Consider the following 14,691-nt stretch of genomic DNA (forward strand, 5'->3'; position numbering starts at 1 on the left):
CCGCGCGGATCCCCGAGCGGTATCCCCTCCACCCCGCTCGACCCGCACCCGTGCGCGACCTCCGCCGGGCGGACGGTGTCAGCGGACCAGGTCCCCGGTCACGAGCGACGCACAACCGCCGGACGGCACCGGGAGGCCGACGACGGCATCCGCCGCGCGGGCCCGCCCGAGGTTCCACTCGAGGAGGTCGTCGGGCTCTCCGCTCACCGCCCACGAGGACTCGAGCACGCACGCGGCGAGGTCGGCCGGCAGTCGCTCGGCGATGACCGGGGTCGCGTCGGCACTCAGGCTCGAGAGGTACACGGTGTCGAGCGCCTGCCCGGCCTCGAACCGGTCGATGTTGCGCCCGGCGACCCAGGCGTCCGGGTTCATCGCGGCGAAGCCGAGGACGAACAGCACCCCGGAGACGAGCACGGCCCGGGGCACCCAGGCTCCGGACAGCCGGAGCCCGGCGACGAGGAGGAACCCGATGACGAGCCCCAGCCACAGCTCGAAGCCGTCGACGAAGACGCGCAGCACGGTGTAGCCGTAGGCGTCCTGGTAGAGCGACATCCGGTAGAGGGCGCTCGCCACGACCGCCAGGGTGAGCACGCACAGCGTCCCGACCAGCACGCGCAGCAGCACCCGGTCCCGGGCGCTCTCGAGGGGTGCGGCGCGCATCGCGAGCCCGACGACGACGACGGTGAGGAAGGTGGCGACGGTCAGCTGGCCGAAGCCCTGGTGGACGTACTCGGCGTACGTCAGCCCGGTGGTGGCGCGCAGGTGCTCGACCCCGCCCCACATCGCCGTCGCCTGGGCGACGAGGAAGCCGGCGAAGAGCGCGACGACGAGCCCCACCGGGACGGCCCACTCCCACGCGTGCGTGGCCCGGCGGGTCGCCGGCAGTCGGGCCTCGCGCACCCGTGGCGGGTTGAGCGCGAGGTACGCACCGGTGAGCGCGACCCCCGCGACGAGCACGAGCACGAACGTGCGCGCGATGAGCGTGTCCCACTCCAGGTCGGGCACGAGCGCCTCGGCCCACGCCCCGAACACCGCGTCCCCGGAGGCGAACAGGCCTCCGAAGAGGGTGAGCGCGACGAGGGAGAGGCCGATGGTGCGCAGTACGGGCCACACGACCGAGGCGCGGCCCGTCGCCCGGACCGTGCGGCCGAGCAGCGGCAGGCCGCGCAGTGCCGACAGCGGCCACGCGAGCACGCTGAGCGGCACGGCGAGGAGGGTGCGGGCGCGGGTGGCGCCGGACGCGGCGGCGACGACGCCGACGAGCACGGCGATCGCCACGACGCCGCCGGCCTCGCGCAGCACGGTGACCGAGGCCAGCGCAGCGGCGAGCCCGGCGCACAGCAGCGTCCACGGGTGGCGCCGGTAACGGGCGACCCGCCACATGAGCAGGCCGGTCGCGAACAGGGTCAGTCCGACCGCGAGCCCGATGCCGCGCTCGGGCCAGGTGAGCGCGGCCCAGGTGCCGACGCCGAGGGCGGCGAGCACCGGCAGCGGCTGCGGCGGGACGTCGCGCTCGGGCCAGAGGTCACCGAGCCCGGAGCTCGCGGATGCCGAGCCGGGCCCGGAGGGCGCGGATGCCGTCGCGCGACCGACCGCGGGCGTGGTCACCGGCAGGTCGGCGGCCGGGGAGATGCTGGTCGGCGGCGGGGTCATCTCGTGCTCCTGCGTGAGGTGGGAGGGGCGGGTCGAGGCTGCCCGGACGGGCAGCTCCGCCCGCAGCACGGCACCGGTCGAGCCCGGCGCGGTCGGCAGCGCGCGGATCGTGCCGCCGTGCAGCTCGCTGACCCAGCGGGCGATGGCGAGCCCGAGGCCGGTCCCGCCGCCGGACTGGTCGCCCGAGCCGAACCGGTCGAAGATCCGCTCGACCCGGTCGGCCGGGATGCCGGGCCCCTCGTCGCGGACCTCGAGGCGCCACGTGTCGCCGTCGACGGACGCGGCGACTCGCACCTCGCCCCCGGCGGGGCTGTGCCGCACGGCGTTGTCGACGAGGTTGGCGACGACCTGGGCGAGGCGCCCGGGATCGGCACGCACGACGAGGTCGTGCGGGTGCACCTCGTGGCGCACCCGCACCGGGCGGCCCTCGACGGACGCCTCGGCGACGGCCGACGCGAGCAGGTCCGCGACCCGCACGTCGGTGAGCGCGAGGGGGGCGACCCCCGCGTCGATGCGGGAGAGGTCGAGCAGGTCGGCGACGAGGGCACTCAGCCGCTCACTCTGGTGGAGCGCGGCCCGCAGCGCGTCGTCGTCCGGGCGCACGACACCGTCGACGAGGTTCTCGAGCAGGGCCCGTTGGGCGGTGAGCGGGGTGCGCAGCTCGTGCGAGACGGTCGCGACGAGCTGCCGGCGCTGGGTGTCGGCGGTGGCGAGGTCGGCGGCCATCGCGTTGAAGGCGCGGGCCAGGTCGCCGACCTCGTCGCTCGAGGATGCCGTGACGCGCTGGCCGTAGTCGCCCGCGGCCATCCGCCGCGCGGCGAGCGTCATCTCGCGCAACGGCGAGGTCATCCCGCGCGCGAGCCACTGGGTCACCGCGAGGGCGGCGACCACGGTGACGGGCACGCTGATCCACAAGGGCACGCGCCCGGCATCCGCGACCTCGGCGACGACGGCCGTCGCGACGACGCTCACGGCGACGAGCAGACCGAGCTTGGCCTTGATCGACGCGATGCCGTCGAGCGGGCGGTCGGTGTTCACGGCCCAACCTCGAGGGCGTAGCCCACGCCGTGCACCGTGCGCACCCGGTCGGCGCCGACCTTCGCGCGCAGCGCCTTGACGTGGCTGTCGAGGGTGCGGGTGCCCGACGCGTCGGCCCACCCCCAGACCTCGCGCATGAGGTCGTCCCGGGGCCGGACCGTCCCCGGCTCGGCGGCGAGCGCGCAGAGCAGGTCGAACTCCAGGGGCGTGAGGTGGACCTCGCGGTCCTCCACCGTGACCCGCCGCGACGCCACGTCGATGTGCAGGCCGGCGACGTCGAGGTGCGCCGGGCGGCCGGCGGCGAGCTCGGCGGCCCGCTCGACGCGGCGGAGGAGCGCCCGGACCCGGGCGACGACCTCGCGCATCGAGAACGGCTTCGTGACGTAGTCGTCGGCGCCGACCCCGAGCCCGACGAGGAGGTCGGTCTCGTCGTCGCGCGCGGTGAGCATGAGCACGGGCACCGGACGGACCGCCTGGATGCGGCGGCAGACCTCGAGCCCGTCGAAGCCGGGCAGCATGAGGTCGAGGACGACGAGGTCGGGCTCGTGCGTCGTGAAGGCGGCCACGGCCGCCGGGCCGTCGTGGGCCTGGACCACCCGGAAGCCCTCCGCGACGAACCGGTCGGTGACGGCCTGGTTGATCGTCGGCTCGTCCTCGACGACGAGGACCAGCGCTCCCGCGTCGTTCGCAGCCTCGCTCATGCTCCGAGCGTAGGAGCCCGCTCCCACGGGCCGTGGGGGCGCCGTGTGGAGATCGTGTGAAGGTCCGGCCTCAGGCGGGCTGGCGGTGCTGGGTGCGGAAGGCCGTGGGGGTGATGCCGGTGCACCGGGTGAAGTGGTGGCGCAGCAGGGCCGCGGTGCCGAAGCCGGCGTCGCGGGCGACCGCCTCGACCGGCAGGTCGGTGTCCTCGAGCAGGCGGCGGGCCCGCAGCACCCGCTGGTCGGTGACCCACTGGTGCGGGGTCGTGCCCGTCTCGGCGACGAACCGGCGGGCGAAGGTGCGCGGCGACATCGCGGCGCGGCGGGCGAGGTCGTCGACGGTGACCGGCTCCTCGAGGTGCTCGAGCATCCACTCGAGCACGGGACCGAGGCTCTCGGCGGTCGTCGTGGGGACCGGCCGGTCGATGAACTGCCGCTGCCCGCCGTCGCGGTGGGGCGGGACGACCATCCGCCGCGCGATGGTCGTGGCGACCGCCGAGCCGAGCTCGAGGCGGACGAGGTGGAGGGCGGCGTCGATGCCGGCGGCCGTGCCCGCGCTCGTGATGACGGTGCCGTCGCGCACGTAGAGCACGTCGGGGTCGACCCTGGCCAGCGGGTGCAGCCGGGCGAGCTCTTCGGCGTGGCGCCAGTGCGTCGTGCAGTCGCGCCCGTCGAGGATGCCGGCCGCGCCGAGGGTGAACGCGCCCGAGCACACCGACATGACCCAGGCCCCGCGGGCGACCGCGGCCCGGAGCACGTCGACGACCGCGGTCGACGGGGCGCGGGCCTGCGAGGACGCCGGCACGGCGACGAGGTCGGCATCCGCCGCCGCCTCGAGCCCGAAGGCCGCGGTGACGGACGTGCCGTTCCGGGCGTCGAGCGGGCCCGGGCCCTCGGCGCAGACCCGGTAGTCGAAGGCGGGCACGCCCTCGTCGGTGCGGTCGAGCCCGAACACCTCGGCGAGCACGCCGTACTCGAAGAGCGAGACGGGCTCCTGGAGGAGCACGGCGATCGAGTGCAGGGCCATGCGCGCCAGTCTGGCACGAAGTTGGCAGAAAATCGACCTAGCCCGGCATACCTGCCACTCGTGGCAGGTATTGGCTGAACCTCAAACTCGTGCCATGGACACGAACAGCACCCTGGAGACCATCCTCACCCTCGCCGCCCTCGGCGGCCTCGTGGCCCCCGTGGCCTACCTCATGGAGCGGACCAACCGGCGCGTGCGGCGCGAGCACGGCGCCCGGACGAGCTGGGCGTGGACCGGCCACGACGCCGACAGCCGGCGCGTCGCGGACGAGATCCACGCCCTCGACGGCTCGGCACACCGCTGACCCCCCGGCTCCTCCCCGAACGTGGGTGAAGAACGTCGCCTGGGCGACGGTCTTCACCCACGTTGCGGATGGGGTCAGGTGCCCCGGCGACCGAGGAGCCAGCCCACGACGAGGCCGAGCAGGCCGGCGGCGGCGTAGGGCGCGTACGTGCGCACGAGCACGGGCAGCACCGTCGCGCCGAGGTCGATCGAGTCGTCGACCGGGGCCGAGGGCATCGGCCGGGGCACGGGCCGCACCGACGCGGCCGGCGAAGGCGCCACGGCCGGCTCGGGGACCGGCGCCCCGACCGGCTCGGGGGCCGGCGCCACCCCCGGCTCGGGCGCGGGCTCGGCGGCCGGCTCCGGTTCGCGGAACTGCCCCTCGATGCACGCGACGAACTGCTGGAGCAGCTTGTCCGAGACGTCCTGCATGACCCCTCGGCCGAACTGGGCGGGCTTGCCCGTCACGGACAGGTCGGTCGTGACGTCGACACGGGTGCCCTCGCCCGAGGGGGCCAGCTGGATCGTGACCGTCGCCCCGGCCGTGCCGTTGCCGCGCCGGTCCTTGCCCTTGGCCTCGATGACCGCCCGGTGGGCGGCGTCGTCGCGGTCGAGGAACTGCCCGGCACCGGCGTACTGGAGGGCGATCGGGCCGAGCTTGACCTTGACCGTCCCGGCGAAACCGGACTCGTCCACGGACGTCACCGTCGCGCCCGGGAAGCAGCCGCCCACCCGCTCGAGGTCCATGAACGTCGCCCAGGCCTGGTCGACCGTCGCCGGGACGACGAAGTCGTGCGTCAGCTCCATGCGCGCTCAGCCTCCGAGGGCGGTCGCCACGGCGCGCCGGGTGAGCACCCTCGCGAGGTGGCGCCGGTAGTCGGCGTCGCCGTTGAGGTCGCTCGGCGGGTTCGTGCCGTCCGCGGCGCCGTCGCACGCGTCACCGAGGTCGGATGCCGTGCGCCCGACGAGTGCCTGCTCCACGCCGTGGGCCCGCAGCGGCGTGGAGCCCATGTTCGTCAGCCCGACGCGTGCCTCCCTGATCGTCCCGCCGTCGACCTTGAGGGCCACGGCCACCGCGACGATCGACCACTGGTGCGAGACCCGGACGAACTTCTCGTAGTGCGACGCCCACCCCGTGTGCTTGGGCACCCGGATGGCGGTCAGGAGCTCGCCCTCGCCGACGGCTGTCTCGAACAGGTCGACGAAGAACTCGCCGACCGGCACGGTCCGGTCGCGCCTGGGCCCGCGGACGAGGGTGCGCTCGTGCTTCGGCCCGCGGATCACGAGCTCGCAGTCGAGCGCGAGGACCGGGGCGCCGACGTCACCCGCGGGGTCGGCGTGCACGAGCGCCCCCCCGATGGTTCCCCGGTGACGGATCTGCGGGTCGGCGACCTCCTCGACGGCCTGCGCGAGCAGGGCCGCGTGCTGCCGGACGAGGGGGCTGGCGATGACGTCGGCATAGGTCGTCATCGCACCGATGACGAGGTGGTCGCCCTCGTCGCGGATGCCGCGGAGCTCCTCGATGCGCCCGAGGTCGACGATCTGGTCGGGTGCGTTGAGCCGCATCCGCAGGATGGGCAGGAGGGACTGGCCCCCGCCGAGGACCTTCACGTCGTCGCCGGCCGCGGCGAGCGCGTCGAGGGCCTCGTCGACGGTCGCGGGGGCGAGGTAGTCGAATGCCGCGGGGATCACTGTGCCGCTCCGTCCGTCGTGCCTGCGCCCGGATCCTGGTTGGGGGCGTCCTCCGCGAAGTGCGGCTGGGCCTCGCTCGTCGTCGAGGTGCCGGAACCGGCGCCCTGGATGGCCTTCCACACCCGCTCGGGCGTGCACGGCATCCGGACGTCGGTGACGCCGAGGTGGCGCACCGCGTCGACGATGGCGTTGACGACAGCCGGCGTGGAGGCGATCGTGCCGGCCTCGCCGACACCCTTGGTGCCGAGCGAGTTGTACGTCGACGGGGACGTCGTGTGGTCGGTGACGAAGCTGATCGTGTCGGCCGCGGTCGGCAGGGTGTAGTCGACGAACGAGCCGGTGACGAGGGTGCCCTGCTCGTCGTACTCCGCTCCCTCCCACAGGGCCTGCGCGATGCCCTGGACGAGGCCGCCGTGCACCTGGCCCTCGACGATGAGCGGGTTGATGATCGTGCCGATGTCGTCGACGCAGACGTAGCTGCGCATCGTCACCGCCCCGGTCTCGGTGTCGACCTCCATGGCGCACAGGTGGGTGCCGTGCGGGAAGGAGAAGTTCACCGGGTCGTAGGTGGCGTCGGCGTCGAGCGAGAGCTCCATGCCCTCCGGGTAGTCGTGGCCGGTCCACGTGGAGAGCGCGATGTCGGTGATCCCGACGCCCTTGTCCGTGCCCCTGACGGTGAACCTGCCGCCGCTGAACTCGAGGTCGTCGGGGCTGGCCTCGAGCAGGTGCGCCGCGAGGGGCCTCGCCTTCTCGATGACCTTGTCGGCGGCGAGCACGAGGGCCTCGCCGCCCACGACGAGCGACCGCGAGCCGTAGGTGTCCATGCCCTTGGGGGCGATCTGCGTGTCGCCGTGGAGGACCTCGATGTTCTCGAAGGGGACGCCGAGCCGGTCGGCGACGATCTGGCTCCAGGCCGTCTCGTGCCCCTGACCGTGCGCGGACGTCCCGGTGATGACCTCGACGGTGCCGGTCGTGAGCATCCGGATCGTGGCGTGCTCCCAGCCGCCCGCGCCGTAGTTGAGGGCGCCGAGCACGCGGGACGGGGCCAGACCGCACATCTCGGTGAACGTCGACACCCCGATGCCGAGCTGCACCGGGTCACCGCTCTCGCGGCGTCGACGCTGCTCGGCCCGCAGCTCGTCGTAGCCGAAGAGCTCGCGGGCCCTGGCCGTCGCCGCCTCGTAGTTGCCCGAGTCGTACGTCATCCCGGCGACCGTCGTGAACGGGAACTCGTCGTGCCGGATCCAGTTCTTCTCGCGGATCTCGAGCGGGTCGACCCCGACCTCGCTGGCCAGCTCGTCCATGAGCCGCTCGATGGCGTACGTGGCCTCGGGTCGCCCGGCACCGCGGTAGGCGTCGACCCAGGTCTTGTTCGTGTAGTAGTTCGTCGTCGTGAAGCGGTAGGCGGGGAACTTGTAGATCGAGTTGAACATCCACGCCCCGAGCACCGGCACACCCCCACCGACGAGGGCGGCGTAGGCCCCGAGGTCGGCGAGCAGCTCGACCTTGAGCCCGGTGACCGTGCCGTCCCGCTCCGCGACGAGCGTGAGCCGCTGCCACTGGTCGCGACCGTGGTGGCCGGACACCATCGTCTCCGACCGGGTCTCGGTGAACTTGCACGGCTTGCCGAGCTTGCGGGCGACGGCGAGCGTGATGAACTCCTCGGGCGTCGTCTGCAGCTTCCCGCCGAACCCACCGCCGACGTCGGGCGCGATGACCCGGATCTTCGACTCGGGCAGCCCGGTCGTGGCGGCGATGCAGAACCGCAGGATGTGCGGGACCTGGGTGGCCGACCACATCGTCACCTGCTCACCCGTCGGGTCGACGACGGTGGACCGGGGCTCCATGAAGGCAGGGATGAGGCGCTGCTGCCGGTACTCGCGCTCGATGACGATGCCGCCCTCGCGCGCCCGGGCGATCGCCTCGTCGACGTCGCCGCCCGTGCCGCCCTCCTGGGAGTCGAGCTGCCAGACGGCCGACCTGTTCGTCCCCAGGCCCGGGTGGGCCAGCACCGCGTCGGTCGCGGCCTCCTTGAGGTCGAGCACGGCGGGCAGCTCGTCGTAGTCGACGTCGACGAGCTCGGCCGCGTCCCGCGCGGCCGCCGCGGACCGGGCGGCGACGACGGCGACGATCTCACCGGCGTGAGCGACGCGGTCGCTCGGCATCGGGAGGTGGTCGGGGGTCTTCTGCTCCGCGTTGAGCGGCCACGCGGTGATGTTGACGCCCTGGATGTCCGCGATGTCCGCCCCCGTGAACACCGCGACGACCCCGGTCGCCGCCCGAGCGGCCCCGGTGTCGATCCCGGTGATCGTCGCGTGGGCGAACGGGCTGCGCACCATCGCGAGGTGCAGCATGCCGGGCAGCGAGATGTTGTCGGTCCAGCGGGTGCGGCCGGTGATGAGTCGTTGGTCCTCCTTGCGCTTGCGCGCGTGCCCGATCTCGGCCGTGGGGCGGTCGTCGACGGCGGTCATCGGGCCTCGCTCCCCTCGGCGACGGGAGCCGCGCTGCTCGCGCAGGCCGCCACCGCCTTGACGATGTTGTGGTAGCCGGTACAGCGGCACAGGTTGCCCTCGAGCCCGACCCGGATCTCCTCCTCGGAGGGGTTCGGGTTCTCGCGGAGCACGTCGAGGGCCTGCATGATCATCCCCGGTGTGCAGTACCCGCACTGGAGGGCGTGGTGGTCGTGGAACGCCTGCTGCATCGGGTGCAGCTCACCCATGGGGGCGATGCCCTCGATCGTCGTGACCTCGTGCCCGTCGGCCTGGACCGCGAGGACGTTGCACGACTTGACGCTGCGCCCGTCGAGGTGGACCGTGCAGGCGCCGCAGTTGCTCGTGTCGCACCCGACGACGGTGCCCACCTTGCCGACGACTTCTCGCAGGTAGTGGACCAGCAGCATGCGCGGCTCGACGTCGTCGGAGCACTGGACTCCGTCGACGGTGACGTTGACCCGAGTCATCGTTGACTCCTTCAGCAGGTGTGGGGACCGTGACGTGCTCGTGATCCTCACCCGAAGTGACCGCCGCCACAAGGGGTCGGGCGGATATCCGTGCCGAAAGGTTCCCCCGGGCGGCCTTCCCCGAGGGAAGGAGCCCGGTCAGGACAGGTGGTGGTGGATGGCACCGTCGGTGTCCTGGAGCCGCCGGCCACCACCGCCCCACTGGAGGGCGACGATCTCGGCCGCGATGCTCACGGCCGTCTCCTCCGGGGTGCGCGCCCCGAGGTCGAGGCCGATCGGCGAGGAGAGCCGGGCGAGCTCGTCGTCGGTCAGCCCCACGTCGCGCAGCCGGGCGAGCCGGTCCTCGTGGGTGCGCCGTGACCCCATCGCCCCGACGTACGCCACCTCGGGCAGCCGCAGCGCCACCTCGAGCACGGGTACGTCGAACTTCGGGTCGTGGGTCAGCACGCAGACGACGGTGCGCGGGTCGATGCGCCCGGCCTCGAGCTCCGCCGAGAGGTAGCGGTGCGGCCACTCGACGACGACCTCGTCGGCCGCCGGGAAGCGTGAGGCCGTCGCGAACACCGGTCGCGCGTCGCACACCGTGACGCGGTAGCCGAGGAACGCGCCGACGTGCGCCACGGCGGCCGCGAAGTCGATCGCCCCGAAGACGAGCATCCGCGGGCGGGGCGCGTAGGCGGCGACGAAGACCCGCATCCCCTCCCCGCGACGCTCGCCGTCCGGGCCGTACGTCAGGGTCTCGGTGCGGCCGAGGGCGAGCAGCCCCCGGGCGTCGTCGGTGACGGCGGCATCGGCACGCTCGCTCCCGAGCGAGCCGGTCGGCGGGGATGCCGGTGCCGCGGCATCCGCTGCACCCTCCGCCTCGGGACGCACGACGAGGCGGCGGCCGACCCACGACGGGTCGGGGTGGTCGATGACGGTGGCGACGGCGACCGGCCGGCCGGCCTCGACGTCGTCGGCGACCGAGCCGAGCTCGGGGAAGGTCTCCTGCGAGACCGTCTCGACGAAGACGTCGAGGATGCCGCCGCACGTGAGGCCGACCGCGAACGCGTCGTCGTCGGACACCCCGTAGCGCTGGAGGACCGGCACCCCCGAGGCCATGACCTCCTGGCCGAGCTCGTAGACGGCGCCCTCGACGCAGCCGCCGGACACCGACCCGACGGCCTCGCCGCCCGGGCCGACGAGCATCGACGCCCCGGCCGGGCGCGGCGCCGACCGGAACGTCGCGACGACGGTGCCGACCCCGACCGGTTCACCGGCCCGCCACCACTGCATCAGCTCGGGGAGCACGTCACGCACGTGCGACCACCTCCGTCAGCTCCTGGAACGCCGCCATCGAGTGCCCCGCGACGAAGTCGTCGACATGGGGCAGCACCGCCATGATGCCTCCCTGGAGCGGTGCGTAGCCCGCCCTCCCCCGGTGCGGGTTGACCCAGACGACCCGGTGCGCGACCGCGGCGAGCCGTCGCACCTGCTCCCCGAGGACCTCCGGGCGGTCCCGCTCCCACCCGTCGCTGAAGACGACGACGACCGCGCCACGGGCCATGCCGCGGCGGCCCCAGCGGTCGAGGAAGACCTTGACGCCCTCCGCGAGCCGGGTGCCGCCCGACCAGTCCGGGATCGCCTGCCCGGCGGCGATGATCGCGCGGTCGGGGTCGCGCTGGTGCAGCGGGCGCGTCACGTGGGTGAGCCGGGTGCCGAGGGTGAACACCTCGACCGGCATCCCGGACACGCAGTAGGTGTGGGCGAGCCGGATGAGGGCGTCGGCGTAGGCGCTCATCGACCCTGACACGTCGACGAGCAGCACGACCCGGCGGGGCCGGGAGCCGCGGCGCCGCCAGCGAACCTCGCCCGGCTCCCCCATCCGGCGCAGCGTCGAGCGCAGGGTGGCGCGGGCGTCCACCTGGCCGCGCCGCGAGGCCGTCCAGCGGTGGGCCCGCCGGCGCGGCGGACGGGGGTGCAGGGTGGCGAAGAGCGCGGCGAGCCGCTCGCGGTCGCGGCGGTTCAGGGTCGCCACGTCGCGGTGCCGGAGCACCTCGGTCGCGCTCGCCCGCGCGTGCACGGCATCCGGGTCCTCGGCCCCCTCCCCGGACGGCTCCTCGCCGACGCCGAGCCCGGCGTGGCTGACGACCTGCGGCGCCGACCGCCGGTCCTTCGTGCCGGCGCGCTGGCCGCTGAACCACGCCGTGAACACGTGGTCGTAGCGTTCGAGGTCGGCCGGTGAGGCGCACAGCGTCGCGCGGCCCGCGTGGTAGACCCCGAGCTGGTGCTCGATCCCGACCGCGGCGACCGCCTCGAGGTAGGTGCGCTCGCGGTCGGCGGTCACGCCGACGCCGGCGGCCCGCAGCGCGCGGGCGAACCCGAGGAGCACCTCCTCGGGCGGGCGCTGCGGCGCGGTCGTCATCGCGTGAGCATGGCATCGAGCGCGTGCCGGACGCGCTCGATGTCCTCGCGGTACTTCACGGCCACGCCGAGGGTCGCGGCCGCCGTCTCGGTGTCGAGCTCGCGGGTCCCGAGCTCGTGGAGGGCCCGGGCCCAGTCGAGGGTCTCGGCGACGCCGGGCGGTTTGACGAGCTCGCGGTCGGAGCGGATGCCGTGCACCGCCCGCACGACCTGCTCGGCAAGGGCTTCGGAGACCTCGGGGGCCCGGCGGGCGACGATGGCGAGCTCGCGCTCGATGCCGGGGTGCTCGAGCCAGTGGTAGAGGCAACGGCGCTTGAGCGCGTCGTGCAGCTCGCGGGTGCGGTTCGAGGTGAGGACGACGACGGGCGGCACCGAGGCGGCGACGGTGCCGAGCTCGGGGATCGTCACCTGCCACGTCGAGAGCACCTCGAGGAGGAACGCCTCGAACTCGTCGTCGGCGCGGTCGACCTCGTCGACGAGCAGCACCGCCGGGGCGTCGCGCAGCGCCCGCAGGACGGGGCGGGCGAGGAGGAAGCGCTCGTCGAACAGGCCCTCCTCGACGTCGCGGACGTCGCGGGCCGCACCCTCGACGGCCTCGAGCGCGCGGACGTGGAGGATCTGGCGGGGGAAGTCCCAGTCGTAGAGCGCCTGGGTGGCGTCGATGCCCTCGTAGCACTGGAGCCGGATGAGCGGCAGGTCCATCGCCTCGGCGAGGGCCTCGGCCAGGGCCGTCTTGCCCGTGCCCGGCTCCCCCTCCATGAGCAGCGGCCGGCCGAGGCGCAGCGCGAGCCACGTGACGGTGGCCAGGGCGTCGTCGGCGAGGTAGCCGGTCGCGGCCAGCGCCGCCTCGAGGTCGGGGGCCGATCCGAACGTCGTCCGCGGGTCCATGGCGCCAGCATCCCTGACGCGGCGCCCGTTCGGTAGGGCAACGACGCGCAGTCGGGTGCTGAGGTGGTCGTCCGGGCAGCCACCTCGGCACCCGGCTCGGGCGGTGGCGCGTCAGAGCAGTCGGACCAGGGCCGCGAGCAGCTCGCCGAGGGCCAGGGCTGCGACGAGGGCGGCGACGACGGCCGGGAGCCGGCCGTCGGCGAGCACCGAGAAGGTCGGCTCGCCCGGGTGGGCCCGCGCGAGGCGCCGCGACCGCAGGGCGACGAGGAGCACCCAGCCGGCGAGGGCCGCCCCGAGCACCGTCGGCACGACGACGGCCGGACCGAGGCGGTCGAGGGTGAGGCGGCCGATCGTCAGGGAGCCGACAAGGAGCGCGAGGCCGGTGCGCCGCCACGCGAGCGAGGTCCGTTCCTGGGGCGCCGCGGGGTCGGGTGCCGGCGGACGGCCGGCCAGCGGCGGCCGGTCAGCCACCGGTGAGGCTCGCGACGCCGAGGACGACCGCCGCCACGGCGACGGTGACGAGGACGACGGGCATCGCGGGGTTCGCGGGCAGGGGCGCGCCCTCGCGCATCGCCCGCTCGGTGCGGGCCCACCCGCGCCACGCCGCGAGCGCGGTGAGCAGGGCGGCGAGCGCGAGGCCGGCGGCGAGCGCGCGCTGCACGGCATCCGGGAGGGGGAGCGGCAGCGCGTCGACCGCTGCGGCACCGGCCACGAGGGCGAGCCCGGTGCGGATCCACGCGAGGAAGGTGCGCTCGTTGGCGAGCGAGAAGCGCGGGTCCGGGTCGCTCCCGTGGTCGTAGACGCTGCCGGGCCAGCGGTGCTCTCGTGCGCTCACGGGGCCATCATCCCCGCTCGGGCAGGTCGGCCTCGGTGTCGACGTCGCGGCCGGTGGCGAGGTCGCCGCACTCGACGAGCCGGTGGGGGGTGGCACGCAGGTGGTCGCGGGCGCCGCGGTCGCCGCGCGCGGTGGCGCGCACGGCGGCCCAGTGGTCGCGTCCGAGCACGACGGGGTGGCCGGGGACCCCGTCGTACGCCGCCCGCACGAGGGCGGCAGCACCCTCGGGCGCAGCGGCGGCGAGCACCCGCGCGACGACCTCGGCCGACACGTCCGGGAGGTCGACGAGGGTCACGACGGCGACGACCGGCGAAGGCGTGGGTGCTCCGGCCTCGAGGTGGGCGAGCCCGGCACGCAGGGACGCGCCCATCCCCTCGTCCCAGTCGGTGGCCACGACGACCTCGGCCCCGGTGCCGGAGACGGCATCCGCCGCGTCGCCGGCCTCGGCACCCACGACGACGACGACGCGGTCGCACCCGGCGGCGCGGACGCGGCCGACCGCGGTCTCGACGAGCGTCGGTCCGCCCGGGGTCAGGCGGACGAGCGCCTTCGGCCGGCCCATCCGGCGCCCCGCGCCCGCTGCGAGCACGAGTCCGACGGTGCTCACGCCACCGCCCGGCCGAGCGCGGCGTCGACGAGCACCCGCGCCGACCTCCGGGCCTGCGCCGGGGCGTCCGGGTCGGCGTCGAGGGCGCCGCTCGCAAGGCCACCGTCGAGGAGGATGGTGAGCGAACGGGCCAGGGCGGGCGGGTCGTGCGCCCCGGCGTCCGCGGCGAGACCGGTGAGCCACTCGAGCACCGCCGCCTTGTGCTCGACCGTGCGGTCGTGCACCGGGGTGCCCGGCACCGCCTCGGCGGCCGCGTTGATGAAGGCGCACCCGCGGTAGCCGTCGCGCCGGCACGCCGAGCCGAGGGCGTCGAACAGGCCCACGAGCTGGTCGGCCGGGGCGGGGCCGGCGGCCTGCGCGGCGGCGTGCAGCTGGCCGCTCCAGATGCCGTCGACCTTGGCGAGGTACGCGAGCACGAGGTCGTCCTTGGCGGGGAACCACTTGTAGAACGTCGCCTTCGCCACGCCCGACTCGGCGATGATCCGGTCGACACCGACCGCCCGGATGCCGTGGGCGTAGAAGAGCCGAAACGCCGTGTCGAGGATGCGGTCGCGGGCGGGCTGTGGGGCCATGGGTTCGATAGTAGACAGGTCTGTCTGCTGCGTCCAC

The 14,691-nt window shown here is 74.6% G+C and carries 15 protein-coding genes; 1 reads left to right on the forward strand and 14 read right to left on the reverse strand.

Annotated features, from left to right (window positions below; genetic code table 11):
• Positions 1–78: 78 nt before the first annotated feature.
• The 3 genes from ABD899_RS11590 to ABD899_RS11600 form a co-directional block, all read right to left on the reverse strand.
• Positions 79–2,691, reverse strand: coding sequence for a DUF4153 domain-containing protein (locus tag ABD899_RS11590; RefSeq protein ID WP_345205996.1), 2,613 nt, complete (start codon positions 2,689–2,691; stop codon positions 79–81).
• Positions 2,688–3,392 (reverse strand): response regulator, encoded by a 705-nt coding sequence (locus ABD899_RS11595; RefSeq protein ID WP_345205999.1) that lies wholly within the window; start codon positions 3,390–3,392, stop codon positions 2,688–2,690. Before ABD899_RS11595 ends, ABD899_RS11590 begins: the two co-directional genes overlap by 4 nt.
• A gap of 70 nt (positions 3,393–3,462) precedes the next feature.
• The gene (locus ABD899_RS11600; RefSeq protein ID WP_345206001.1) at positions 3,463–4,416 is read right to left on the reverse strand and encodes a GlxA family transcriptional regulator; all 954 of its coding nucleotides are present in this window, start codon (positions 4,414–4,416) and stop codon (positions 3,463–3,465) included.
• Positions 4,417–4,510: 94 nt separating this feature from the next.
• On the opposite strand from ABD899_RS11600, the gene ABD899_RS11605 reads away from it, so the two are divergent.
• The gene (locus tag ABD899_RS11605) at positions 4,511–4,720 is read left to right on the forward strand and encodes a hypothetical protein (protein ID WP_345206004.1); all 210 of its coding nucleotides are present in this window, start codon (positions 4,511–4,513) and stop codon (positions 4,718–4,720) included.
• Between the two features lie 74 nt (positions 4,721–4,794).
• Here ABD899_RS11605 and ABD899_RS11610 read toward each other — a convergent pair whose 3' ends face one another.
• The 11 genes from ABD899_RS11610 to ABD899_RS11660 form a co-directional block, all read right to left on the reverse strand.
• Positions 4,795–5,505, reverse strand: coding sequence for an SRPBCC family protein (locus tag ABD899_RS11610; protein ID WP_345206006.1), 711 nt, complete (start codon positions 5,503–5,505; stop codon positions 4,795–4,797).
• Between the two features lie 6 nt (positions 5,506–5,511).
• Positions 5,512–6,390 (reverse strand): FAD binding domain-containing protein, encoded by an 879-nt coding sequence (locus ABD899_RS11615; protein WP_345206009.1) that lies wholly within the window; start codon positions 6,388–6,390, stop codon positions 5,512–5,514.
• Entirely contained in the window at positions 6,387–8,861 is a 2,475-nt protein-coding gene (locus ABD899_RS11620) for a xanthine dehydrogenase family protein molybdopterin-binding subunit (RefSeq protein WP_345206011.1), read from the reverse strand. The genes ABD899_RS11615 and ABD899_RS11620 overlap by 4 nt, the downstream gene beginning before the upstream one ends.
• Positions 8,858–9,349, reverse strand: a complete 492-nt coding sequence (locus ABD899_RS11625; protein ID WP_345206013.1) for a (2Fe-2S)-binding protein — start codon at positions 9,347–9,349, stop codon at positions 8,858–8,860. Before ABD899_RS11625 ends, ABD899_RS11620 begins: the two co-directional genes overlap by 4 nt.
• A 138-nt stretch (positions 9,350–9,487) precedes the next feature.
• Positions 9,488–10,648 carry an XdhC family protein gene (locus ABD899_RS11630; RefSeq protein WP_345206016.1) on the reverse strand — a complete coding sequence of 387 codons (1,161 nt, stop codon included), beginning with the start codon at positions 10,646–10,648 and terminating at the stop codon, positions 9,488–9,490.
• On the reverse strand, positions 10,641–11,753 hold the full coding sequence (locus ABD899_RS11635; protein ID WP_345206017.1) for a vWA domain-containing protein: 1,113 nt from the start codon (positions 11,751–11,753) through the stop codon (positions 10,641–10,643). The genes ABD899_RS11630 and ABD899_RS11635 overlap by 8 nt, the downstream gene beginning before the upstream one ends.
• Positions 11,750–12,640 (reverse strand): AAA family ATPase, encoded by an 891-nt coding sequence (locus ABD899_RS11640; protein WP_345206020.1) that lies wholly within the window; start codon positions 12,638–12,640, stop codon positions 11,750–11,752. Before ABD899_RS11640 ends, ABD899_RS11635 begins: the two co-directional genes overlap by 4 nt.
• A 111-nt stretch (positions 12,641–12,751) precedes the next feature.
• The gene (locus ABD899_RS11645) at positions 12,752–13,111 is read right to left on the reverse strand and encodes a DUF202 domain-containing protein (RefSeq protein ID WP_345206021.1); all 360 of its coding nucleotides are present in this window, start codon (positions 13,109–13,111) and stop codon (positions 12,752–12,754) included.
• Positions 13,104–13,475, reverse strand: a complete 372-nt coding sequence (locus tag ABD899_RS11650) for a YidH family protein (RefSeq protein WP_345206023.1) — start codon at positions 13,473–13,475, stop codon at positions 13,104–13,106. Before ABD899_RS11650 ends, ABD899_RS11645 begins: the two co-directional genes overlap by 8 nt.
• A gap of 7 nt (positions 13,476–13,482) precedes the next feature.
• Positions 13,483–14,082: a nucleotidyltransferase family protein gene (locus ABD899_RS11655; protein WP_345206026.1), complete on the reverse strand. Its 600-nt coding sequence runs from the start codon at positions 14,080–14,082 to the stop codon at positions 13,483–13,485.
• Positions 14,079–14,654, reverse strand: a complete 576-nt coding sequence (locus ABD899_RS11660; protein WP_345206028.1) for a TetR/AcrR family transcriptional regulator — start codon at positions 14,652–14,654, stop codon at positions 14,079–14,081. The genes ABD899_RS11655 and ABD899_RS11660 overlap by 4 nt, the downstream gene beginning before the upstream one ends.
• Between the last annotated feature and the right edge of the window lie 37 nt (positions 14,655–14,691).

Origin of the sequence: Fodinibacter luteus, assembly GCF_039541575.1 — a bacterium.
Taxonomy (GTDB): Bacteria; Actinomycetota; Actinomycetes; order Actinomycetales; family Dermatophilaceae; genus Fodinibacter; species Fodinibacter luteus.

Excerpts from the sequence above, each read along its gene's own strand:
- ABD899_RS11640 (WP_345206020.1), bottom strand. The coding sequence starts at position 12,640 with ATGGACCCGCGGACGACGTTCGGATCGGCCCCCGACCTCGAGGCGGCG.
- ABD899_RS11610 (WP_345206006.1), bottom strand. The coding sequence starts at position 5,505 with ATGGAGCTGACGCACGACTTCGTCGTCCCGGCGACGGTCGACCAGGCC.
- ABD899_RS11620 (WP_345206011.1), bottom strand. The coding sequence starts at position 8,861 with ATGACCGCCGTCGACGACCGCCCCACGGCCGAGATCGGGCACGCGCGC.
- ABD899_RS11595 (WP_345205999.1), bottom strand. The coding sequence starts at position 3,392 with ATGAGCGAGGCTGCGAACGACGCGGGAGCGCTGGTCCTCGTCGTCGAG.
- ABD899_RS11635 (WP_345206017.1), bottom strand. The coding sequence starts at position 11,753 with ATGACGACCGCGCCGCAGCGCCCGCCCGAGGAGGTGCTCCTCGGGTTC.
- ABD899_RS11660 (WP_345206028.1), bottom strand. The coding sequence starts at position 14,654 with ATGGCCCCACAGCCCGCCCGCGACCGCATCCTCGACACGGCGTTTCGG.
- ABD899_RS11600 (WP_345206001.1), bottom strand. The coding sequence starts at position 4,416 with ATGGCCCTGCACTCGATCGCCGTGCTCCTCCAGGAGCCCGTCTCGCTC.
- ABD899_RS11605 (WP_345206004.1), top strand. The coding sequence starts at position 4,511 with ATGGACACGAACAGCACCCTGGAGACCATCCTCACCCTCGCCGCCCTC.
- ABD899_RS11625 (WP_345206013.1), bottom strand. The coding sequence starts at position 9,349 with ATGACTCGGGTCAACGTCACCGTCGACGGAGTCCAGTGCTCCGACGAC.